The sequence below is a fragment of the Limnohabitans sp. JirII-31 genome (genome assembly GCF_002778315.1).
In the GTDB taxonomy this organism is placed as follows: Bacteria; Pseudomonadota; Gammaproteobacteria; order Burkholderiales; family Burkholderiaceae_C; genus Limnohabitans.
Genome location: NZ_NESA01000008.1, coordinates 130,048 through 152,126, shown reverse-complemented (window position 1 = coordinate 152,126; position 22,079 = coordinate 130,048). Strand labels below are relative to the sequence as shown.

The following is a 22,079-nucleotide window of genomic DNA, read 5'->3' as shown; positions in this document are numbered from 1 at the left end:
AGTTTGGAGAATGCATCAGGCGATCACGGCGGTGAGTTGCGATGCCAGATCCTCCATCGACCCCATGCGGCCGTTGTGGAACATCAGCGGTGGCTTTTCCTCATGGCTGAAGTGCTCAACCCGGCCCACCAAGATGGTGTGGTCACCTTCTTGATGCGTCGAGTAAAGGCGACATTCGTAGGTAGCGACGCTGCGCTTGAGTCGTGGGCAGTCCCCTAAACCCGTGTCGAAGGCGTCATGCCACTGCTCAAACTTGTCGGCAGACGGGCGCGCAAAGTGTGCGGCCAAATCGTGTTGATCCTCTGCCAAAACGCTCAGAACAAAGTGTGGCGCGCAAAGAAACACTTCCGCGCTGCGTGCCGCCTCACGCACGCTCCACAAGATCAGGGGTGGTGATAAAGAGACCGAAGAAAACGAGTTGATCGTCATCCCTTCAGGCTTGCCATCGCCGCTGATGGTGGTGACCAAGCACACACCGGTTGGAAAGGCGCCCAGCGATTGTCTGAACAATCGCTCATTGATGGGCGTGTGGGCGGACGTTGGGGTGTTGGGCCAGGAAAACATGGTGTGCGCTCCTGAAGGCGTCAGTACTGACCTTTGGGTTCGAGACCCAGGTGGTATTGACCCACCATGGACGACACCGCATCCCAGTTCAGGCTGATGTGGCGCGCCATCATGTTGGCATCCCGCCACATGCGTTGCAGCGGTTGGTCCAGTGACAGGCCGGCCCCGCCTACGCTGGAGAACAGACCTTCGACCGCTTGATGACACAGCCTCGTTGAAAACGCATGGTCACGCCGGTTACGGATGCGTGTTGGCACATCAATGATGGTGTGGGCTGCCGCCATTTGTTCGACCTCTGTGGTGTCGCGGTACAGCAAAAGCCGCGCTGCATCAACGGATGCATAGGCTGCGGCTAGATGCGACTGAACCGGAAAAAATTGGCTCAGTCGGCTACCGCCCCCTGCCACTGCACCGCGTGTGACGCGGCTGCCGCAGAGCTCCTCAAACACTTCAATCGCCCCTTGCGCATTGCCCAACATAGGCGAAGCCAAACACACGGGGACGGCTGACAAAAAGGGGATGCGGTAGATGGGGTTGCTGTTGACGCTGGCTCCGGGTGGGTTGTTCGACGAGGCTTCAGCAAACGTCAGGCGACGGTGTGCAGGCACAAAGACAGGTTCGTCAATGGCCACCGTTTTGGAGCCTGTGCCCGCTTGGCCCACCACATGCCAGTTGTCCTCAATGCGCCAGTCCTTGCGTGGTACCAATAAGAATCCTGCACCGGGTGAGGTACCTCCTTTTTCGTCGGGCGGAAACACCACGCCCAACAGCGCCCACTCTGAGTTGTCGACGTTAGAGGCCCAGTGCCATTCGCCTTGGATGGTGTAGCCACCGTCTACTTTTTCAGCTTTTCCTGCAGGGGCATACGACCCACACATGATGGCGTAGGGGTTCTCTCCCCATACATCTTGCTGGGCTTGTTCAGGGAATGTGCTCAGTGCCCACTGATGGATAGCCCCCAACGAACAGCCCCAAGCAGAGGATGCACAACCTCGTGCCAGCTCGCTGATGATTTCAATGAAGGCGGTGAAACCGTATTCGTACCCGCCAAACCTAGCGGGTTGCATCAACTTGAAAAAGCCGGCCTCACGGAACATGTCGGTGGTCTGAGCGGACACACGGCGTGCCAACTCGGTGTTGCGTGCTTGCTCGCGCAAGTGAGGCACCATGGCGCGTGCTGCATCGCCCAGCTCGGTGATGGAGGGGGCACCTGCCACAGGAGATGTCCGACCTGGCGCATCAAACGGAACGGGTGGAAAGGTGGCAACTTGTGGCAATGGATCTCGGTTCATGAGAGGGCTCCTGGGATGACTTGGAGAGGGTGTGCTCACACCCTGCATGAACGAATTAAATATGCAAATGCATATAAATTAATCGGGGACTTACCCTTAAGGATGATTCGCTAGACTAGCGATGTGATGCGCTAATTTATGTATTTAATACAATCAAAACCATGAGTCATGACCTGCAGGAATCCATCCCTTATTTACTTGCAAGAGCAGGTATTAGAACGGGACAGGCGTTCACGGTTGAGTTGAAACCCTTTGACATGTCGCTCAACGAATGGCGGGTGTGTGCGACCTTGCGGCATCAACCGTCTCAGCGCATTGGTGAGGTGGCGCAGCACACATCAATCGACGCGTCCACCCTGTCGCGTTTGATCGATGCCATGATCAAGCGCAGGCTGGTGGTGCGTGAGCGCGACAGCGTTGATGCACGCGCTCGGTCGCTGCACCTCACCCCCAAGGGCGAAGAGCTGGTGGATCGGGTGATTCCGCTGGCGCAGATGTATGAACGGGTGGCATTGGCCGGACTCAGCGCCGAAGAGGCCAATACCTTGCGTGGATTTTTGGCGCGTATTTACGACAACATGGACATGCTCAACCATCGCGCGTGAGGGCTGGCGCTTGGCGAAAAAATGCCCGCCAAAGTCACCTGGACTTCAAGCGGGCATGGCGTTGTTGAAGACGGGTTAGATCTTCAACTTGAACAGGTCGACAGCGTTGGTGCGACCAATTTTGAGGCGGTCTGCTTCGCTGATGCTGGTGGCGTCAAACCATGTGCAGGCATGGTCCACATTTTCAAATGGCCAGTCGGTGGAGAACAGGATACGGTCCGCACCAATTTCCATCATGGCATCAATCAAGGTCTGTGTGCGGAAGTTGCCAGAGGTGGTGAGCCAGAAGTTTTGCTGGAAGTAGTCGGTCAGTGGCTTTTTAGCCGGGTAGCTCTTGGGGGCCTTGACCCAGCCATTTCGGTTGTCCACACGCCACATGTTGAACGGCAGGCCTTCGCCAAGGTGACCGAGAACAATCTTCAAGCCTGGATGACGGTCAAACAAACCACTGGCCATCAAACGCAAGGCGTGGACCGCAGTTTCTTGCGCAAAGGCCCAGGTGGGGCCCATGAGCCAGGGGTGCCCGTTGTAGATCTGAGCCCAGGACTGAATGGGGTTGCGTGGGTGCAGATAGAACGGGGCGTCGAGTTGTTCAGCCTTGGCCCAGAAGTCTTCGTACTGGGGTGCGTCGTAATAGACCACGTTCTCAGGTGTGTCGATTTGTGAAAAACCATTCACCAATGCACCACGAAAGCCATAGTCTTTCATGCAACGCTCAAGCTCTTGGGTGGCTGCGTCTGGGTCTTGCATCGGTAAAGCGGCAAAGCCTTGGAAGCGGTTGGGACGCAAGGCCACTTGTTCCGCCAAAAAGTCGTTGGCTCGCTTGGCCATCTCGATGGCTTTGGCACGGTTGGGGATGGCCTGAATGGCGGGCGCGTTGAGCGACAGGATCATCATCTCCATGCCGTTGTCATCCATTTCACGCAGTCTGCGTTCTTGTATGTCGATCAGTCGGGCGCTGAGTTCGGTCCAGCTTTCATCGGCGAGAAAGCCCGCCGAGTCTTGCAGGGTTTCAGGAATCGCAAAGTGTTCTTCTAGGCCAATTTTTCCTTGCACGTGATGTCTCCTAATGTGATTGAGTGATGCCTGAATTTATAGAGCCCCCTTAGGCGTGGCAAACAAATTTCAGTGATAACCCACATCATTTTGGCGCATGGGCTTGGCGCCAAGTTTCAACTGCGTGTGTTGGCAGCAGCAGTTTCTGCGGAGGCATCGGAGGCACGTTTGGCAAACTCGGCGCGCAAGGCTTTGAGCTTTTCGCGTGGGTCTTCTTTGACGGTGGTTTTATCCAGTCCCATTTCTGCGATGAAGCGGCTGGGTTGTGCCGCAATCATGTCGCGGCCTTTTTTGCGGCGTCGCGTCCAGCTCACTGCCAGGGTGCGCTGGGCCCGTGTGATGCCCACATACATGAGGCGGCGCTCTTCTTGTAGGCGCAGCGCGATGTTTTCGTTGGTGTGTTCGGTGCCTGGCTCGTCGTCCAGCCGAAACGGCAACATCCCCTCTGTCACGCCCACCAGCATCACGTGTGGCCACTCCAAGCCTTTGGCTGCATGCAGGGTAGAAAGGGTGACAACGTTTTGGTCTTTTTCCCGTTCGGTCAGTGTGGACAACAGGGCAATGGTTTGGGCCACTTCCAACAGGTTTTTGGTTTCACCGCTGGTGGTGACGCCCGCGGTGTCGTCGATCTCGCCGCCACAGCGTTGCGCCATCCAGTCACAAAACTCCATCACGTTGGTCCAACGTGATGCGGCAACTTGCTCGCTGTCTTCGGCATCGTAGAGGTGTTTTTCGTAGTCGATGTCTTTGAGCCAGTCGGTCAAAAAAGTGCGTGCGGCTTCTGCGCCGTTGGTGTGGCGCGCACGAAATTCGAGGTCGTTCACATAGCGGCCAAACTCGTGCAGGCTGCCCAATGCACGTGCATTGAGCACCGACGACAAGCTGCTGCTGAACAAGGCTTCAAACAAGCTGAGCTTGTATTGGCTTGCGAACACGCCCAGGCTTTGCAGGGTTTGGTGGCCAATGCCACGTTTGGGGGTGGTGACCGAGCGCAAGAACGCCGGGTCGTCATCGTTGTTGACCCACAGACGCAACCAAGAGCACAGGTCTCGAATTTCAGCACGGTCAAAAAAACTTTGTCCGCCTGACACCTTGTACGGAATTTGCGCTTTGCGCAGGGCTTTTTCAAAAATGCGCGCTTGGTGGTTGGCACGGTAGAGCACGGCGAAGTCTTTGAGTTCTCGGTGCTGCGCGCCCTCGCCTGCCACTTCATGGCCAGCGCGCAGCGACTGGATGCGCGCCACCACGCGCTCGGCTTCGTGCTCTTCGTTGTCGGCATCGACCACACGCACGGGCTCGCCCTCGCCAAGTTCAGAGAACAAGGTTTTGGGAAAGAGCTTTGGGTTGGGTTCGATGACGTTGTTGGCAGCACGCAAGATGGCGCTGGTGGATCGGTAGTTTTGCTCCAGCTTGATGACTTTGAGTGCGGGGAAGTCTTGTGGCAAGCGCTTGAGGTTGTCGAGCGTGGCACCGCGCCAGCCGTAAATGGACTGGTCATCATCACCCACCGCCGTGAAGCGTGCGTTGTTGCCCACCAGGCACTTGAGTACTTCGTATTGGGTGGCGTTGGTGTCTTGGTATTCGTCCACCAGCACATGGCCGAGTTGGGCTTGCCATTTGAGGCGAACTTCTTCGTGGTCTTGCAGCAGTTTCAGGGGCAAGCCAATCAGATCGTCAAAGTCGACGCTTTGGTAAGCAGTGAGGCGCTCTTCATAACGCGCCATGATTTTGGCGATGGTGCGTTCGTTGTCATCTTTGGCGATCGCCTCGGCTTGGGTGGCATTGAGCCCCATGTTTTTCCACAGGCTGATGGTCCATTGCCATTGGCGTGCGGTAGCCGCATCGGTGGTTCCTCCGGCGTCTTTCAAGATACCAGTGACGTCGGCGCTGTCCATGATGCTGAACTGTGGTTTGAGCCCCATGACGCCACCGTCTTGGCGCAGCATGCGCACGCCCAGCGCATGGAATGTGCAGATCACCACATCTTTGGCCGCTTTGCCAATCAAGCCCTTGGCGCGTTCACGCATTTCGGTGGCGGCTTTGTTGGTGAAGGTGATGGCGGCGATGCGCTGTGGTTCAAGTCCGGCTTGAATGAGGCGGCCGATTTTGTGGGTGATCACACGCGTTTTGCCTGAACCTGCGCCTGCCAGCACCAGACAAGGACCGTGCAAGAAATTCACGGCTTCTTGTTGCGCGAGATTGAGACCAGCAGACATGCGTGTGTGTGAGAAGGCAAAGCGGGCAATGATACCGGGGCACTTCGCAGGCAAAATACCTGGGTGCTGAACATTCTTTTTGTGACCTTCCCTTTCTTTGCATTGGTTCTGGCTGGTTTTGTTGCCATCCAGCGTGGCCTGTTGCCCCGCGACGCCATCGGCGGACTGAACGGCTTTGTGTTGTATTTCGCATTGCCTTGCATGCTCTACCGTTTTGGGGCTGGCTCCCCGATTTCACAACTGTTGGACCCCACCTTGTTTTTGGCTTACCTCTTGTGTGCCTTGTTGATGGTGGGTTTCTCTGTGGCAATGAGCTTGAATGCCCGGATTCGTTGGAATGATGCGGCTTTTGGTGCCTTGGTGGCCGCATTTCCAAACACGGGCTTTATGGGTGTCCCTTTGCTGGTGGCCCTCTTGGGTGAGGGCGCTGCTGGTCCTGCCATTGTGACCATCGTGGCGGACTTGGTGATCACCACCTCGTTGTGTGTGGCCCTGTCGCGTCTGGATGGCGCCGATGAGCATGGCGCTGCACGCGCTGCAAAGAATGCGTTGAAGGCCGTGTTGGCCAACCCCATGCCGTGGGCGATCATTCTTGGTGTGCTGTCTTCTGCCATGTCGTATGAGTTGGTGGGGCCTCTTGCTAAGACGGTGGGGTTGCTGGCCGACTCGGCTTCTCCGGTCGCACTATTCACCATTGGGGCTGTGCTGGCGCGTTCTCAGCAACTCACGCAAGAAAGTGGCCACGCCCCCATCATGCTGCGTGACTATTTGCCAATTGCCTGCTTCAAGCTCTTTTTGCACCCTGTGCTGGTGCTTTTGGTGTTGTCGACCGTCATTCAGATGGGTTTTGCGATGGACCGCTTCACCATGGTGGTGGTGGTCTTGGTGGCAGCGTTGCCCAGTGCCAGCAACGTGGCGTTGTTGACGGAGCGATTTGATGCAGACACGGGACGCGTGGCTCGAATTATTTTGGTGACCACGGCGGCGGCATTTTTCACCTTCTCTGGTGCGGTGGCCTTGCTCCACGCATGAGCGCGCACCGTCGATCCGTGAGTCGTGACGTCAGGCGGGCGATCTAGATCGCCAGTGGGTCGACGTCAATGGCCCAACGAATCACTTGTTTGTGATGGCCGCGCAATGTGTGCAACTGCGCTTGCCAATGGCTCAAAAATCCTTGTAGCGCTTTGCGTGAGGTGCATTCAAGCAACATTTGCGCACGCTCGATATTGGCCACCCGCTGAATTGACATGGGGACTGCAGGATAGATGTCTACCAGGGCGTCGTCTGCCCACGCAGTGCCAGCATCGCGCGCTGCGGACAAAAAGTCTTGTGCCGCTTGCTGGCTGCGAGCTTCAGCGCGCACCAGAGCCTGAAAGCTGAAGGGGGGCAAATTGGCTTCTAGTCGTTCTTTGAGTTGTTGGTCCGCAAAGGCCGGGTAGTCGTGTTGTTTGAGGGCTTCAAAAAGTGGGTGCTGTGGGTGAAATGACTGCACCCACATCTCGCAAGCGTGGGCCAAGCTCATGCTGGCGTCACGTCCGGCCCGTCCGGCGGCTTGCATCAGCAAACTGAATAAGCGTTCCGGTGCACGAAAGTCGCTGGAGAACAAGGCACCATCCGGGTTGAGTGCAGCGACCAGGGTGACGCGCCGGAAATCATGACCTTTGGCAATCATCTGTGTACCCACCAGAATGTCGATGGCCCCCGAATGCACCTCTGCGAGTTGACGCTCAAGCTCGCCTTTGAGGCGCGTACTGTCGGCGTCAATACGGGCAATGCGCAGCGCAGTGCCATCGGGGCGACGCACATCGGCCAGCAATTCACCCAGGTGTTCTTCCAGTTGCTCGGTGCCACGACCCAACGGACTGATGTCTTGATTGCCACAGCTAGGGCAGGCACGTGGCACAGCCTGGGTGTAACCGCAGTGGTGACACCGCAAGGTGCGGTCGAGTTTGTGAAATACGCGATAAGCGCTGCAATGTGGGCATTCGCTTTTCCAGCTGCAATCGGTGCAGTGCAGCACAGGCGCATAGCCTCTGCGATTGAGCAGAACCAGGATTTGCTCGTTACGTGCGATGCGCTCACGCATGGCGTCGAGCAGGTGGCTGGAAAACACAGTTTTGTAAGGCTGGCGATTCATGTCCACCCTGCGCACCAGCGGCAGCGCACCCTGCCCCACCCGTGATGGCATGTGCAACCGCAAGTAACGTCCTGCGGGATCTGTGTCAGTCGCAGGGCGGCTGTGGTGCCAGCTTTCCAGCGAGGGTGTGGCCGAGCCCAAAATTACTTTGGCGTGCTCCAGCTGCCCTCGGTAAACCGCCAAGTCACGTGCTGAATAGCGCGCGCCCTCTTGTTGTTTGTAGCTAGGGTCGTGTTCTTCGTCTACCACGATCAATTGCAATTGAGGCATGGACGCAAAAACAGCCATGCGCGTGCCCAACACGATACGTGCTTGGCCGTTGTGTGCGGCCAGCCAGTGGTTCAAGCGTTGCGCTGGGGTAAGGCCACTGTGCATGGTGACCAGGCATTGCTCTCCCCATTGCGGCGCAAAGCGCTCGCGAAAGCGTGCTTCGAGCTGGGGTGTCAGGTTGATCTCGGGCACCATGACCAAAATTTGCGCGCGTGGATCGCCTGTCAACACATCTTGCGCTGCCCGTAAATAGACCTCGGTTTTGCCGCTGCCGGTGTTGCCAAACAGCAGGAATGGGCCTTTGTGTGCTGCGATCTGGCCCAAAACCTGAGCTTGTTCTTGCGTAGCCACTGGAATGTCGGGCGTATGACGTTCGCTAGGGGAGGGCACCTTCGCTTTTCGCTTGAGACGTCTGTTCCATTGCTCAGCGCTGAGTTCGCGCAGCTGGTTCGGCAAGGCGGCTAGCGCCACTTCACCGATGCTGCGTTGGTAGTAGTGGGCTGCAAACTGCACCAGCTGGCGCCAGTGAGGGCTCAATGGCGCAAGACCTTCCAGCACACAGGCGATAGGACGCAGCACGATGCCTGGTACGTGCTCTTCCTGCGTGGTGTCATCCCACACCACCCCCAACAATTCACGTGAGCCCAGTGGGACGCGCACCAAGGCGCCGGGATCCACTGGGATGTCGCTGCTGTAAGTCAGCGCACCACCCAAACCGCTGTGTGCAGGTGTGTGAACCATGACGGAGATTGGATGCGACATGTCAAGCGCTCAGTTGGGAGGTTTTATTCAGGTGATTTTTGAAAAAGGCGCTTAAGTTGTTGATTTAAATGGTTTTCATGGTTAACTCAACTTTTGTGTGGATAACTTTGTTGATATCTCTGCTTGAGTCTTGCCAAAGGCCCGAAAAACAAGGCTTTGATCAAACTGCACGAAAAAAAAGCAGTCTGTTAAGCCTATACAAATCAATAACTTACAGAAAATGCAGAACTTTTGATCGACCATATAAGAAAACCTCTTCTTGGTGCAGTGCATTCACTTTTTTGTGCATAAGTCGCAGGCCGAAGGTGGTTTTTTTGCATTTGTTGACATGAATCGCTCGCTTTTTGGGTTATGAGTTTCTGAGTTTGCGCGAGTGTTGATGTACAGCATCCACTAAGACGGCGACGCTTTCTGGGGGGGTGTATTGGCTGATGCCATGGCCCAAATTAAAGATGTGGGTTGGACCGTTGGTGCTGGTGTCGGTGTGCGGTTGGCCAAACGCATCTAACACCCGACGCGCTTCGGCTGCCAGTTGTTCGGCGGGTGCAAACAGGGCATTGGGGTCCATGTTGCCTTGCAGCGCTTTGCCTGGACCGCCCACGCTACCACCCACTTGTGCGCGGGCATGGCCCAAATTGACAGTCCAGTCCACACCAAGAACTTCGCAGTCGAGTTCTGCCATCTCGGGCAACCACAAGCCGCCGCCTTTGGTGAACACCAAGCGGGGAATGATGGCGCCGTCGTGTGAACGTTTGAGTTGCGAGAGCACGCGTTTGGTATAGGCCAGGCTGAACTGTTGGAACATGCCATCGGCCAGTACACCGCCCCAGCTGTCGAAAATCATCACGGCTTGGGCGCCGGCTTCGATTTGGGTGTTGAGGTACAAGGCCACGGCGTCGGCGTTGACCGCCAAGATGCGGTGCATCAAGTCAGGACGGCTGTACATCAGGCTTTTGACTTGGCGGTAGTCGTCTGAGCCACCGCCTTCGACCATGTAGCAGGCCAAGGTCCAAGGACTGCCTGAAAAACCAATCAGGGGCACACGCCCATTCAATGCTTTGCGGATGGAGGTGACGGCGTCAAACACATAGCGCAGCTTGTTCATGTCTGGAATCGCCAGCTGAGACACCGCGGCTTCGTCACGGACGTTTTTGGCGAACTTGGGGCCTTCGCCCTGGGCAAAGCTCAAGCCTAAGCCCATGGCGTCTGGCACGGTCAAGATGTCACTGAACAAAATGGCGGCGTCCAGTGGGTAGCGCTCCAGCGGCTGTAAGGTGACTTCGGTGGCGAAGTTGGTGTTGGTGGCCAAGCCCATGAAGCTGCCCGCTTTGGCACGGGTGGCGCAGTACTCAGGTAAGTAACGACCGGCTTGGCGCATCAGCCAGATGGGCGTGTGGTCGGTGGCTTGGCGCAGGCAAGCGCGTAAAAAGGAGTCGTTTTGGAGTGGTGCAAACATGCCCGCATTGTCGCCGAGCCAGTGGAGTCAGCGTCGTGTGCACCGGGCGCTTGCCTGCGGTAGGCGGCTTGACGTTCAGCGGTGTTGCCGTGCCCAGCGTGCGTGCTCCACCATGAGGCAGCGGTCTTGTACCACCCACAGACCTGCCTGCGTTGCCAATGCTGCGGCACCGTCATGGGCAATGCCAATTTGCAGCCACAGGGCTTTGGCGCCCAGGGCGATGGCCTCGTCGGCGATGGGGGGTATGTCTTGTGCGTTGCGAAAGCAGTTCACCATGTCAATGGCGACATGTTGTGCGGCTTCGCTCAAGGAGGCGTAAGCGCGTTCACCCAGCACTTCTTTGGCCAATGGATTGACTGGAATGATGCGGTAGCCCTGCGCTTGCATGTACTGTGATACACGGTAGCTGTCGCGGTGTGGTTTGGGCGAGAGGCCCACTACGGCAATGGTATGGCACTGGGAGAGGCTGCGCTCGATGGCGGTATCTTCGGATGTCATCGGTTGGGCAAGGGTTTAGCTGTGATGGGTGTTTCCTGGGTTGATTGCAGTGCTGCCAGTGCCTCATGAATTTGGCTGGTGCTGAGCAACTCAGACAGTACCAAAGGTGCTCGACCTGGGGCATAGAGCACATAGACGGGTACACCGCTTCGACCCAAGGCGTTGAGTGCTGCGGTGATGGCTGGGTCGCGTCGCGTCCAGTCGGCGCGCAATAGACGGACTTGGTGCGCTTGAAAGTCGCTCAAGACAGCGGGGTTGCCCAGTGTGGTTTTCTTGTTGATTTGGCAAGTCACACACCAGGCGGCGGTGAAGTCCACAAACACCGGTTGGTTCCGTGCCAAAGATTGCGCCACCTCAGCCTCTGACCAGTCTTGCCAAGTGCTGCTGGCGGATGTTGAGCTGTCTGCAAGGGTGTTGGGTGCGGAGTCGGGCGCATCGTTGAGCCACGGCAGCCAAGATGCCCCGGCTAAACCCAAGGCCAAGACAAAGATGAGTTGCAATAAGCGGCCACTGTGGGTGCGAAAGCGCGTGCTCCACACCAGCGCGGACAAACCCAGTAGCCAAGCCAGCAGCAAGGTGGAGGCATCGAGGCTGGTTTGTTGCCCAAGTACCCACAGCAGCCACACCACGGTGGCGAGCATGGGGAAAGCCAACAGTTGGCGCAGCATCACCATCCACGGCCCGGGATGAGGCAAGCGGCGTGCCACAGCAGGCCACCAGCTGGCGGCCAAATAGGGCAAGGCCAAGCCCAAGCCCATGCTGGCGAAGATGGCCAGAGCCTGGGGTATGGGCAGGGTCATGGCCAGACCCAAGGATGCGCCCATGAAGGGCGCCGTGCAGGGGGAGGCGACGGCGACGGCAAGTACGCCTGAGAGCAAGGCGTCGCTCACTGGGTGACGCGCTTGAAAGGAAAGCCAGGCGGAGGGCAGCACGTGTCCCAACTCAAACAGCCCCCACAGGTTGAGTGCAATCAGAGTGAACAACACAGCCAAGGCGCTGACCACCATTGGGGACTGCAACTGAAAGCCCCAACCAAGTTGTTCCCCAGCCGCGCGCAGCGCCAGCACGCCTGCACCGAGCAGCAAGAAGCTCAGCACCACACCGGCTGTGTAGGCCAATCCGGCGATACGGTGGGCGCGGTGCTGGCGGCTGTGCTGGGCAAAGCTCAGTACTTTGATGGCCAAAATCGGTAGTACACAGGGCATGAGGTTGAGGATCAGGCCACCGATGAAGGCGCCCGCCAACGCCAACGCAAAACCCCAGAGGCCAACCTCGACGGTCTGGGGGGGCCGGGGTGTATTCGTGGGGGGCGCGATAGGCCCGTCGGGCAGGGCGGGCCAAGCGTGTGTGAGAGGCAGGTCAATGGAGAAGCCTTGCCGTTGCGCGCCTTGACCGTCTACCAGCAACAAGGGAAGTGTGGACGGGCTGGTTTGTCGCAGGCTGCTCAAGGGCAGTTTGGCTGTCCACACAGCGCCTTGCCATGACTGGTTGGCCATGGGGTGTTGTTCTGTGGCGGACTCCAAAATTTCGGGTGTTTCAGGAAATACCGCCAAGCGATGGCCTTGCAGTGCGGCAGGCAAGCTGCTGATGCGTAGTGTGATGAACTGCGTTTGGTCTTTAACGTCAAACTGCGTTTCCGTCTGGGTTGGCGTGACCGTGCGGGGTTGTTGGGCTATGACGGCTTCAAACGTAGGGGTCAGTGGCGCATGGCTGCTGTGGGTGGGAATGCGCAGCTGGAAGTCACCCTCTTGCGGAATGCATTCGAGCCGACAAACCAGCCAGTTGGCGTGTAACCGAATGTCTAAGGTGGGGCTGGCTTTGAACTCACGTGACAGTGTCAAAGGCACCACGAGCAAAACCTGTTGGTCGTAGCCGTAGTTGGTCAGACTGCCCGCGCGTAACTTACTTGGCAGCGGCCACGCGATGGGGCCGGCCTGAACGCCTGCGGGGAGGTTCCATTCCAGTTGTGTGGGCAGGCCCGAGTCGCCGGGGTTGCGCCAGTAGGTGTGCCACTCGGGTTGGTGTTGCAGTTGCAAGCCGACCCAGAGGGCTTGGCCCGCTTGCACGCCGTTGGGCGCGTGTGCCACCAATTCGGCGCGCACTTGCGCTGTGGTGACCACCGCGCTTTGTGACCAGGCTATTGCGCTGGCGCCCAGCCCGCACAGCAGAAGGAGGGTGAGGCGTATCAAACGCCAGACTTGGCCGAGGGTGCAGAGGTAAAGACCGCGAGAGATGTCGAGCATCTGGGAATGGTAACGAGGCAGCCGATAAGATGCGGGCATGGACGCTACTTTCCCTACTTTTGACTCTGCCGCGATGGCCTCGCACCGCTGGGCTGATCTGACCTCCTCGACATTTGCCAGATTCGATCCTGCGCGTGCGGTGGCGGTGCTCCCGCTGGGTGCGACCGAGCAACATGGTCCTCATTTGCCGTTGTCGGTAGATACGGTGCTGGTGAACGGCGTGGTCAATGCTGCTTTGACCCATTTGTCCGAACAAGATCCGGTCTGGGTGTTGCCCACACAAAGCCTGGGCCTGAGCACCGAACACACGGCTTTTGCGGGCACATTGACCTTGTCACCTCAGACGGTGATTCAGTTGTGGTGTGACATCGGCGCGTCGGTGGCCCGCGCAGGCGTGAAGAAATTGTTGTTGTTCAACGCGCATGGTGGCAATGTGGGGTTGATGGATGTGGTGGCGCGCGAGTTGCGTGGCCAGCATGGTTTGCTGGTGTACAGCAGCAGTTGGTACAACTTGCCTTTGGATGCGGTGGCAATGCAGTCGTTTTCAGCCGATGAGCAGCGTTTTGGGGTGCATGCGGGCGATATGGAGACGTCGATGATGTTGGCGCTGGCACCCGAAACCGTGAACATGGCCTTGGCACAAAACTTTGACTCCACATCTCGTACACGCGCTGCGCAGTGCCCTGTTTTGGGCAATGGCAAAAGTGCCAAGCTGGGTTGGCACATGCAAGACTACAACCCGCAGGGGGCGGCGGGGAACGCGGCGGCCGCGACAGCGGCCAAAGGACAGGCCTTGGTTACGAGCGCCGGTGAGCAACTGGCGCAGTTGCTGCAAGAGTTCATGGCCTTGCCTTTGTCAACTGTGGATGCCTAGCTTCAGGCGTAGGTGATCCAATCTTTGTGGCTGGGTGTTTCCAAATGCGGGATGGTGTTGAATGACACCAGACTGTGGCGCTTGGGGTTGAAGCTGAATTCGCACACCGCGCTGTTACGCAGGCGCAAATTGAGCTCAATGACGCCGTCTACTTCCAGATTCAACACATGACCCACAGCCATGGAGATGGGCCCTCCGCTGGAGACCAGGAGCACGTTGCCATCATGCTGTTGACGGATGTGGTCTAGGGCACTTGTGATGCCTTGTAAAAACTCAGCATGGTCTGGCATGCCTTCGGGACGTGCCTGCCCCGTCATCCACGCTTTCAAGCCTCGGCGCAGCAGGCGAAAGTGCTCGCGATAGCCTTCGGGGCTGCTAGGCTTGTTCAACGGCCCGGCATGCACGCCGCGAATGACGGCTTCACTGTCGTATTCGTTCAAGCCAGGCCACAGGGTCGTGTCCTGTGACAAACCCAGGCCAAGTTGTATGCCTTCCAAGGTTTGTCTGTGGCGTTTGAGGGTGCCAGTGAAGACGGCATCGAATTTCAATCCTTGGGTCTGCCAATGTTCGCCTAAGCGCTGGGCTTGGCGCGCCCCCAATGGACTGAGTTGGTCATAGTCGTCGGCGCCCAAAGAGGCTTGGCCGTGTCGCACGAGGTAGAGCTGTCCCATGGGGGTGTTGAATCAAGTGGGTGAGGAGAGCACTTCCCAGCGTTCCAACGCGTGCATGAGTGCGGTTTCGATTTCTGTATCCCGGGCATGTAACTTGGCCACGTGAGCCGGGTCGTCGGCATACACCTTGGGGTCTGCCAGGGCTGCCCGTGTTTCTTTTTGCTCGGTTTCGAGGGAACTGATCAAATCTGGCAACGCGTCGAGTTCACGTTGTTCTTTGTAACTGAGTTTGCGCGGCTTTGTCGTGGGCGTGGCAGCTGTTTTGGATGCAGTTGCGGTTTGTGCACTTGCGGCTTGCTTCGTTCCGTTGGTGTTGGTTATGTTCAAGCTGCGTGTGCGGGCCGATTGAATCAACCAGTCTTGCACGCTGCCTTCGTATTCGCGCCAAAAGCCGGGATTCTCTGGCGTGCCTTCAAACACTAGTGTGCTGGTGGCGACGTTGTCGAGGAACGAGCGATCGTGGCTGACGATGAACACAGTGCCTTTGTAGGTTTGCAGCAGTTCTTCAAGTAACTCCAGCGTGTCGATGTCCAAGTCGTTGGTGGGTTCGTCCAAGACGAGCACGTTGGCGGGCCTGGCAAAAAGACGTGCCAACAGCAGCCGGTTGCGCTCACCTCCTGACAAGGAGCGCACAGGCGAGGTGGCGCGTGCCGGTGAGAACAAAAAGTCGTCGAGGTAGCTTTTGACGTGTTTTCTCTGGTCTCCGATTTCGATCCATTCGCTACCAGGGCTGATGAAGTCCTCCAGCGTTGCATTCATGTCGAGTGCGTTACGCATTTGGTCGAAATAGGCCACTTGTAAGTTGGCTCCTTGGCGAACTTTCCCGCTGTCCGGTTGGAGTTCGCCCAAGATCATTTTCAGCAACGTGCTTTTGCCAACACCATTGGGTCCAATCAAGCCAATTTTGTCTCCACGCAAGAAGGTGGCAGAAAAGTTCTTGGCAATCACTTTGTCGCCGAACGCTTTGTTGACCTCGGTCAGCTCTGCAACGATCTTGCCGCTTTGTGCGCCACTGGCTAGGTCAAGCTTGACTCTACCTACGGCGTCACGCCTGGCTTCTCGGCTTGCGCGCAATGCCTCTAGACGAGCAATGCGACTTTGGCTGCGGGTGCGGCGTGCCTCCACGCCTTTGCGAATCCAAACCTCTTCGCCTGCCAAGAGCTTGTCTGCCTTGGCGTTGATAACAGCCTCTTGGTTGAGCTGTTCTTCTTTTTGAACTTGGTATTGGGCGAAGTTGCCTGGATAAGACAGCAAGTGGCCACGGTCTAACTCAACAATGCGTGTTGCCACACGATCTAGGAAAGTTCGATCGTGCGTGATGGTGATCACGCTGCCTTTGAAGTCGATCAGCATACCTTCTAGCCACTCAATGCTATCGAGGTCTAGGTGGTTCGTCGGCTCGTCTAGTAGCAATACATCGGGTGCTGTCACGAGTGCCTGAGCCAGTGCCACGCGTTTCGCTGTCCCGCCAGAGAGTGCGCTGATTCGTGCGTGAGGGTCTAGGTGCAAGCGATGTAGGGTCTCATACACACGTTGCTCCCAATTCCAGCCGTCGAAGACTTCAATTTCGTTTTGTATCGCGTTCAGGTCCCCCTCGCCAATGGAGTACTGCTCAATGAGTGCAATCACACGAGCAAGGCCAGAGCTGACGGCGTCAAAGACAGAGTGTTCACCGTCAAGTAACGGCTCTTGGGCCACATAAGTGACGCGTAGCCCTTGCTGAACACGCATGTCGCCATCATCAGGCTTCTCCATGCCTGCGAGTATGCGCAGCAGCGATGACTTTCCTGCGCCGTTACGGCCAATGAGACCAACGCGTTCTAGCGGCTCCAGTGAAAACTCTGCGTGATCAAGCAGTGCGACGTGCCCAAAGGATAGTTGGGCTTGTTGTAAAGTAATTAGAGACATGATTGATTATCGGTGTCGCTTCAAGTGTGGTTTCATTCCCTAGAGTAAGTAACGCGTCCTCAAAATTACTTGGGTGTTCTACGCAAGTTAGAAAATAAATGGATTCCCTTGTGTTGTTTGTAAAAGTGGTGCTATACTGACGGGCTCCGCTGATAACAATGGCAAAGGGTTAACCCGGTAGCCAAGAGTCAGATGGATGTAAAAATTTTCAAAAATTTTTACGCAACGACAAAAAATCGTTGTATACTGCAAGGCTTCGCTGATCGCAGCTAAGTTACTCAAGAAGTTGAGTTAGATCCTTAAAAAAATACAGCCGATAAGCGTGGGCGTTTGATGGCGATTGCCAAGTTCTTCGGAACTAAGTCTTAATTGGCTTACAAACGCTCATGAGAATAGAAGTGAAGTTCACTTCAATTCCGTTTTTATGAGTTGCTCGAAAGAGCGAAAAAAATCAAGATCGAACTATAGAGTTTGATCCTGGCTCAGATTGAACGCTGGCGGAATGCTTTACACATGCAAGTCGAACGGCAGCACGAGGGCAACCTTGGTGGCGAGTGGCGAACGGGTGAGTAATATATCGGAACGTGCCCAGTCGTGGGGGATAACGTAGTGAAAATTACGCTAATACCGCATACGATCTATGGATGAAAGCGGGGGATCGCAAGACCTCGCGCGATTGGAGCGGCCGATATCAGATTAGGTAGTTGGTGGGGTAAAGGCTCACCAAGCCAACGATCTGTAGCTGGTCTGAGAGGACGACCAGCCACACTGGAACTGAGACACGGTCCAGACTCCTACGGGAGGCAGCAGTGGGGAATTTTGGACAATGGACGCAAGTCTGATCCAGCCATTCCGCGTGCAGGACGAAGGCCTTCGGGTTGTAAACTGCTTTTGTACGGAACGAAAAGGTTTCTCTTAATACGAGGGGCTCATGACGGTACCGTAAGAATAAGCACCGGCTAACTACGTGCCAGCAGCCGCGGTAATACGTAGGGTGCAAGCGTTAATCGGAATTACTGGGCGTAAAGCGTGCGCAGGCGGTTATATAAGACAGATGTGAAATCCCCGGGCTCAACCTGGGAACTGCATTTGTGACTGTATAGCTGGAGTACGGCAGAGGGGGATGGAATTCCGCGTGTAGCAGTGAAATGCGTAGATATGCGGAGGAACACCGATGGCGAAGGCAATCCCCTGGGCCTGTACTGACGCTCATGCACGAAAGCGTGGGGAGCAAACAGGATTAGATACCCTGGTAGTCCACGCCCTAAACGATGTCAACTGGTTGTTGGGTCTTCACTGACTCAGTAACGAAGCTAACGCGTGAAGTTGACCGCCTGGGGAGTACGGCCGCAAGGTTGAAACTCAAAGGAATTGACGGGGACCCGCACAAGCGGTGGATGATGTGGTTTAATTCGATGCAACGCGAAAAACCTTACCCACCTTTGACATGTACGGAATCCTTTAGAGATAGAGGAGTGCTCGAAAGAGAGCCGTAACACAGGTGCTGCATGGCTGTCGTCAGCTCGTGTCGTGAGATGTTGGGTTAAGTCCCGCAACGAGCGCAACCCTTGTCATTAGTTGCTACATTTAGTTGGGCACTCTAATGAGACTGCCGGTGACAAACCGGAGGAAGGTGGGGATGACGTCAAGTCCTCATGGCCCTTATAGGTGGGGCTACACACGTCATACAATGGCTGGTACAAAGGGTTGCCAACCCGCGAGGGGGAGCTAATCCCGTAAAACCAGTCGTAGTCCGGATCGCAGTCTGCAACTCGACTGCGTGAAGTCGGAATCGCTAGTAATCGTGGATCAGAATGTCACGGTGAATACGTTCCCGGGTCTTGTACACACCGCCCGTCACACCATGGGAGCGGGTTCTGCCAGAAGTAGTTAGCCTAACCGTAAGGAGGGCGATTACCACGGCAGGGTTCGTGACTGGGGTGAAGTCGTAACAAGGTAGCCGTATCGGAAGGTGCGGCTGGATCACCTCCTTTCTGGAAACTGCAATCTAAATTGAACGTCCACACTTATCGGTTGTTAGAGGGTTGTCGTCGATTGATCTCGGAAATTGCCGGGTAAATCGCGACCGGCTTGGGTCTGTAGCTCAGTTGGTTAGAGCACCGTCTTGATAAGGCGGGGGTCGTTGGTTCGATTCCAACCAGACCCACCATCACTTCTTAGTGAATCAATGGGGGATTAGCTCAGCTGGGAGAGCACCTGCTTTGCAAGCAGGGGGTCGTCGGTTCGATCCCGTCATCCTCCACCATTACATTCAACAACAAAGTGGCTTCGTTGAGGCTATTTTGTTGTTGATCGGTATTGATCGATTAACTAGGCTGTTCTTTAAAAATTCATAGAGTCGAATTAGCGTTGCTGGCGGAAACTGTACATTCGTAAAGGTTTAGTACAGACCGTGCCGCCAGCGACATTTTTTGATTGCGTCAAAACGAATATTCAATTGTGTTGAAAAACATTTTGAAATTCAGTAATGACGAATTGTTCTATCGATAGAAATATCGAAGGATTATTCACATTACGGCATAACGCGACAGGTGAGAGACCTGTCAAATCAGTCCTTGAAACAATTTTGATCTCGAAAGAGATGTCAAAGTTATAGGGTCAAGTGACTAAGAGCATATGGTGGATGCCTTGGCGATGATAGGCGACGAAAGACGTGATAGCCTGCGATAAGCTTCGGGGAGCTGGCAAATTAGCTTTGATCCGGAGATTTCTGAATGGGGAAACCTACCCTGCAGAGGGTATCGCATAGTGAATACATAGCTGTGCGAGGCGAACCGGGTGAACTGAAACATCTCAGTAGCTCGAGGAAAAGACATCAACCGAGATTCCGAAAGTAGTGGCGAGCGAAATCGGAGAAGCCTGTTAGTGATAGCACAAGACTTAACGGAATGACCTGGAAAGGTCAGCTATAGAGGGTGATAGCCCCGTACGTGAAAAGACCTGTGTGGTACTAAGCTAACGACAAGTAGGGCGGGACACGTGTAATCCTGTCTGAATATGGGGGGACCATCCTCCAAGGCTAAATACTCATCATCGACCGATAGTGAACTAGTACCGTGAGGGAAAGGCGAAAAGAACCCCGGGAGGGGAGTGAAATAGATCCTGAAACCGTATGCTTACAAAAAGTAGGAGCCCGCAAGGGTGACTGCGTACCTTTTGTATAATGGGTCAGCGACTTACATTCAGTGGCAAGGTTAACCGAATAGGGAAGCCGTAGAGAAATCGAGTCCGAATAGGGCGAATTAGTCGCTGGGTGTAGACCCGAAACCAAGTGATCTATCCATGGGCAGGATGAAGGTGCCGTAACAGGTACTGGAGGTCCGAACCGACTAATGTTGCAAAATTAGCGGATGACCTGTGGATAGGGGTGAAAGGCTAAACAAACTTGGAAATAGCTGGTTCTCTCCGAAAACTATTTAGGTAGTGCCTCAAGTATTACCTGCGGGGGTAGAGCACTGTTTTGGCTAGGGGGTCATGGCGACTTACCAAACCAAGGCAAACTCCGAATACCGCAGAGTACAGCTTGGGAGACAGAGCACCGGGTGCTAACGTCCGGACTCAAGAGGGAAACAACCCAGACCGCCAGCTAAGGTCCCTAAAATTGGCTAAGTGGGAAACGAAGTGGGAAGGCTAAAACAGTCAGGATGTTGGCTTAGAAGCAGCCATCATTTAAAGAAAGCGTAATAGCTCACTGATCGAGTCGTCCTGCGCGGAAGATGTAACGGGGCTAAGCCAGTTACCGAAGCTGCGGATTTGCAATTTATTGCAAGTGGTAGGAGAGCGTTCTGTAAGCCTGTGAAGGTGCGTTGTAAAGCGTGCTGGAGGTATCAGAAGTGCGAATGCTGACATGAGTAGCGTTAAAGGGGGTGAAAAGCCCCCTCGCCGTAAGCGCAAGGTTTTCTACGCAACGTTCATCGGCGTAGAGTGAGTCGGCCCCTAAGGCGAGGCAGAGATGCGTAGTTGATGGGAAACAGGTCAATATTCCTGTACCGATGTGTAGTGCGATGTGGGGACGGAGAAGGTTAGCTCGGCAGACTGTTGGATATGTCTGTTCAAGCCTGTAGTCGTGCCTGGTAGGTAAATCCGCCGGGCTTAGATGAGGGGTGATAACGAGGAAGCTTGCTTCCGAAGTGAGTGATACCCTGCTTCCAGGAAAAGCCACTAAGCTTCAGCTACACACGACCGTACCGCAAACCGACACTGGTGCGCGAGATGAGTATTCTAAGGCGCTTGAGAGAACTCAGGAGAAGGAACTCGGCAAATTGACACCGTAACTTCGGAAGAAGGTGTGCCTTTAGTATGTGAACCTGTACAAGGGGAGCAGAATGAGGCCTCAGAGAATCGGTGGCTGCGACTGTTTAATAAAAACACAGCACTCTGCAAACACGAAAGTGGACGTATAGGGTGTGACGCCTGCCCGGTGCTGGAAGATTAAATGATGGGGTGCAAGCTCTTGATTGAAGTCCCAGTAAACGGCGGCCGTAACTATAACGGTCCTAAGGTAGCGAAATTCCTTGTCGGGTAAGTTCCGACCTGCACGAATGGCGTAACGATGGCCACACTGTCTCCTCCTGAGACTCAGCGAAGTTGAAATGTTTGTGATGATGCAATCTCCCCGCGGAAAGACGGAAAGACCCCATGAACCTTTACTGTAGCTTTGTATTGGACTTTGAACAGATCTGTGTAGGATAGGTGGGAGGCTTTGAAGCGTGGTCGCTAGACTGCGTGGAGCCAACGTTGAAATACCACCCTGGTGTGTTTGAGGTTCTAACCTAGGTCCCTTATCGGGATCGGGGACAGTGCATGGTAGGCAGTTTGACTGGGGCGGTCTCCTCCCAAAGCGTAACGGAGGAGTTCGAAGGTACGCTAGGTACGGTCGGACATCGTGCTAATAGTGCAATGGCATAAGCGTGCTTAACTGCGAGACTGACAAGTCGAGCAGATACGAAAGTAGGACATAGTGATCCGGTGGTTCTGTATGGAAGGGCCATCGCTCAACGGATAAAAGGTACTCTGGGGATAACAGGCTGATACCGCCCAAGAGTTCATATCGACGGCGGTGTTTGGCACCTCGATGTCGGCTCATCTCATCCTGGGGCTGTAGCCGGTCCCAAGGGTATGGCTGTTCGCCATTTAAAGAGGTACGTGAGCTGGGTTTAAAACGTCGTGAGACAGTTTGGTCCCTATCTTCCGTGGGCGCTGCAGATTTGAGGAAGCCTGCTCCTAGTACGAGAGGACCGGAGTGGACACACCTCTGGTGTATCGGTTGTCACGCCAGTGGCATTGCCGAGTAGCTATGTGTGGAAGAGATAACCGCTGAAAGCATCTAAGCGGGAAACTCGTTTCAAGATGAGATCTGCCGGGGCCTTGAGCCCCCTAAAGAGTCGTTCAAGACCAGGACGTTGATAGGTCAGGTGTGGAAGCGCAGTAATGCGTTAAGCTAACTGATACTAATTGCTCGTGCGACTTGACCCTATAACTTTGATTCAGAAATGATCAAGGAAGT

General features: G+C 55.5%; 13 protein-coding genes, 2 tRNA genes and 2 rRNA genes. 7 read left to right on the top strand and 10 right to left on the bottom strand.

The window, feature by feature from the left end:
• Nucleotides 1-15 precede the first annotated feature (15 nt).
• Both B9Z41_RS11585 and B9Z41_RS11580 read right to left on the bottom strand, forming a co-directional pair.
• Nucleotides 16-564, bottom strand: coding sequence for a flavin reductase family protein (locus B9Z41_RS11585; protein ID WP_100147220.1), 549 nt, complete (start codon nucleotides 562-564; stop codon nucleotides 16-18).
• A 20-nt stretch (nucleotides 565-584) separates the two neighbouring features.
• The gene (locus tag B9Z41_RS11580) at nucleotides 585-1,856 is read right to left on the bottom strand and encodes an acyl-CoA dehydrogenase family protein (RefSeq protein ID WP_100147219.1); all 1,272 of its coding nucleotides are present in this window, start codon (nucleotides 1,854-1,856) and stop codon (nucleotides 585-587) included.
• 161 nt (nucleotides 1,857-2,017) lie between these two features.
• Between B9Z41_RS11580 and B9Z41_RS11575 the strand changes: the two genes are divergently transcribed.
• Nucleotides 2,018-2,461, top strand: coding sequence for a MarR family winged helix-turn-helix transcriptional regulator (locus B9Z41_RS11575; RefSeq protein WP_100147218.1), 444 nt, complete (start codon nucleotides 2,018-2,020; stop codon nucleotides 2,459-2,461).
• Nucleotides 2,462-2,536: 75 nt separating this feature from the next.
• On the opposite strand, the gene B9Z41_RS11570 is transcribed toward B9Z41_RS11575, so the two are convergent.
• Together B9Z41_RS11570 and B9Z41_RS11565 are read right to left on the bottom strand one after the other, a co-directional pair.
• Nucleotides 2,537-3,517, bottom strand: coding sequence for an amidohydrolase family protein (locus tag B9Z41_RS11570; protein ID WP_100147217.1), 981 nt, complete (start codon nucleotides 3,515-3,517; stop codon nucleotides 2,537-2,539).
• 116 nt (nucleotides 3,518-3,633) lie between these two features.
• Nucleotides 3,634-5,733 carry an ATP-dependent helicase gene (locus tag B9Z41_RS11565; protein WP_100147216.1) on the bottom strand — a complete coding sequence of 700 codons (2,100 nt, stop codon included), beginning with the start codon at nucleotides 5,731-5,733 and terminating at the stop codon, nucleotides 3,634-3,636.
• A gap of 63 nt (nucleotides 5,734-5,796) precedes the next feature.
• On the opposite strand from B9Z41_RS11565, the gene B9Z41_RS11560 reads away from it, so the two are divergent.
• Nucleotides 5,797-6,765, top strand: a complete 969-nt coding sequence (locus B9Z41_RS11560) for an AEC family transporter (protein ID WP_100147215.1) — start codon at nucleotides 5,797-5,799, stop codon at nucleotides 6,763-6,765.
• A gap of 43 nt (nucleotides 6,766-6,808) precedes the next feature.
• On the opposite strand, the gene priA is transcribed toward B9Z41_RS11560, so the two are convergent.
• The 4 genes from priA to B9Z41_RS11540 all read right to left on the bottom strand — a co-directional run bounded on the left by priA (nucleotide 6,809) and on the right by B9Z41_RS11540 (nucleotide 13,099).
• A complete protein-coding gene (gene priA / locus B9Z41_RS11555) occupies nucleotides 6,809-8,902 on the bottom strand; it encodes a primosomal protein N' (protein ID WP_100147214.1) in 2,094 nt (697 codons plus the stop codon).
• A gap of 349 nt (nucleotides 8,903-9,251) precedes the next feature.
• The gene (gene hemE, locus B9Z41_RS11550) at nucleotides 9,252-10,358 is read right to left on the bottom strand and encodes a uroporphyrinogen decarboxylase (RefSeq protein ID WP_100147213.1); all 1,107 of its coding nucleotides are present in this window, start codon (nucleotides 10,356-10,358) and stop codon (nucleotides 9,252-9,254) included.
• 75 nt (nucleotides 10,359-10,433) lie between these two features.
• On the bottom strand, nucleotides 10,434-10,856 hold the full coding sequence (locus tag B9Z41_RS11545; protein WP_100147212.1) for a CoA-binding protein: 423 nt from the start codon (nucleotides 10,854-10,856) through the stop codon (nucleotides 10,434-10,436).
• Entirely contained in the window at nucleotides 10,853-13,099 is a 2,247-nt protein-coding gene (locus B9Z41_RS11540) for a protein-disulfide reductase DsbD (RefSeq protein WP_100147211.1), read from the bottom strand. The genes B9Z41_RS11545 and B9Z41_RS11540 overlap by 4 nt, the downstream gene beginning before the upstream one ends.
• Before the next feature lie 37 nt (nucleotides 13,100-13,136).
• On the opposite strand from B9Z41_RS11540, the gene B9Z41_RS11535 reads away from it, so the two are divergent.
• The gene (locus tag B9Z41_RS11535; RefSeq protein ID WP_233202650.1) at nucleotides 13,137-13,973 is read left to right on the top strand and encodes a creatininase family protein; all 837 of its coding nucleotides are present in this window, start codon (nucleotides 13,137-13,139) and stop codon (nucleotides 13,971-13,973) included.
• Between the two features lie 2 nt (nucleotides 13,974-13,975).
• Here B9Z41_RS11535 and B9Z41_RS11530 read toward each other — a convergent pair whose 3' ends face one another.
• Nucleotides 13,976-14,644, bottom strand: coding sequence for a histidine phosphatase family protein (locus B9Z41_RS11530; RefSeq protein WP_100147209.1), 669 nt, complete (start codon nucleotides 14,642-14,644; stop codon nucleotides 13,976-13,978).
• Between the two features lie 12 nt (nucleotides 14,645-14,656).
• The gene (locus B9Z41_RS11525; protein WP_100147208.1) at nucleotides 14,657-16,552 is read right to left on the bottom strand and encodes an ATP-binding cassette domain-containing protein; all 1,896 of its coding nucleotides are present in this window, start codon (nucleotides 16,550-16,552) and stop codon (nucleotides 14,657-14,659) included.
• A 459-nt stretch (nucleotides 16,553-17,011) separates the two neighbouring features.
• Between B9Z41_RS11525 and B9Z41_RS11520 the strand changes: the two genes are divergently transcribed.
• From B9Z41_RS11520 to B9Z41_RS11505, 4 genes are all read left to right on the top strand, one after another.
• Nucleotides 17,012-18,546 (top strand): 16S ribosomal RNA (locus tag B9Z41_RS11520).
• 99 nt (nucleotides 18,547-18,645) lie between these two features.
• Nucleotides 18,646-18,722: transfer RNA gene (locus tag B9Z41_RS11515), tRNA-Ile, on the top strand.
• A gap of 20 nt (nucleotides 18,723-18,742) precedes the next feature.
• Nucleotides 18,743-18,818, top strand: a tRNA-Ala gene (locus tag B9Z41_RS11510).
• A 351-nt stretch (nucleotides 18,819-19,169) separates the two neighbouring features.
• Nucleotides 19,170-22,048, top strand: a 23S ribosomal RNA gene (locus B9Z41_RS11505).
• Together the 16S and 23S rRNA genes with 2 tRNA genes alongside form the textbook arrangement of a ribosomal RNA operon.
• Nucleotides 22,049-22,079: the final 31 nt, after the last annotated feature.

Bases quoted from the DNA above. Each gene is read 5' to 3' on its own strand.
- B9Z41_RS11585 (WP_100147220.1), bottom strand. From the start codon at position 564: ATGTTTTCCTGGCCCAACACCCCAACGTCCGCCCACACGCCCATCAAT.
- B9Z41_RS11580 (WP_100147219.1), bottom strand. From the start codon at position 1,856: ATGAACCGAGATCCATTGCCACAAGTTGCCACCTTTCCACCCGTTCCG.
- B9Z41_RS11575 (WP_100147218.1), top strand. From the start codon at position 2,018: ATGAGTCATGACCTGCAGGAATCCATCCCTTATTTACTTGCAAGAGCA.
- B9Z41_RS11565 (WP_100147216.1), bottom strand. From the start codon at position 5,733: ATGTCTGCTGGTCTCAATCTCGCGCAACAAGAAGCCGTGAATTTCTTG.
- priA (WP_100147214.1), bottom strand. From the start codon at position 8,902: ATGTCGCATCCAATCTCCGTCATGGTTCACACACCTGCACACAGCGGT.
- hemE (WP_100147213.1), bottom strand. From the start codon at position 10,358: ATGTTTGCACCACTCCAAAACGACTCCTTTTTACGCGCTTGCCTGCGC.
- B9Z41_RS11545 (WP_100147212.1), bottom strand. From the start codon at position 10,856: ATGACATCCGAAGATACCGCCATCGAGCGCAGCCTCTCCCAGTGCCAT.
- B9Z41_RS11540 (WP_100147211.1), bottom strand. From the start codon at position 13,099: ATGCTCGACATCTCTCGCGGTCTTTACCTCTGCACCCTCGGCCAAGTC.
- B9Z41_RS11535 (WP_233202650.1), top strand. From the start codon at position 13,137: ATGGACGCTACTTTCCCTACTTTTGACTCTGCCGCGATGGCCTCGCAC.
- B9Z41_RS11530 (WP_100147209.1), bottom strand. From the start codon at position 14,644: ATGGGACAGCTCTACCTCGTGCGACACGGCCAAGCCTCTTTGGGCGCC.
- B9Z41_RS11525 (WP_100147208.1), bottom strand. From the start codon at position 16,552: ATGTCTCTAATTACTTTACAACAAGCCCAACTATCCTTTGGGCACGTC.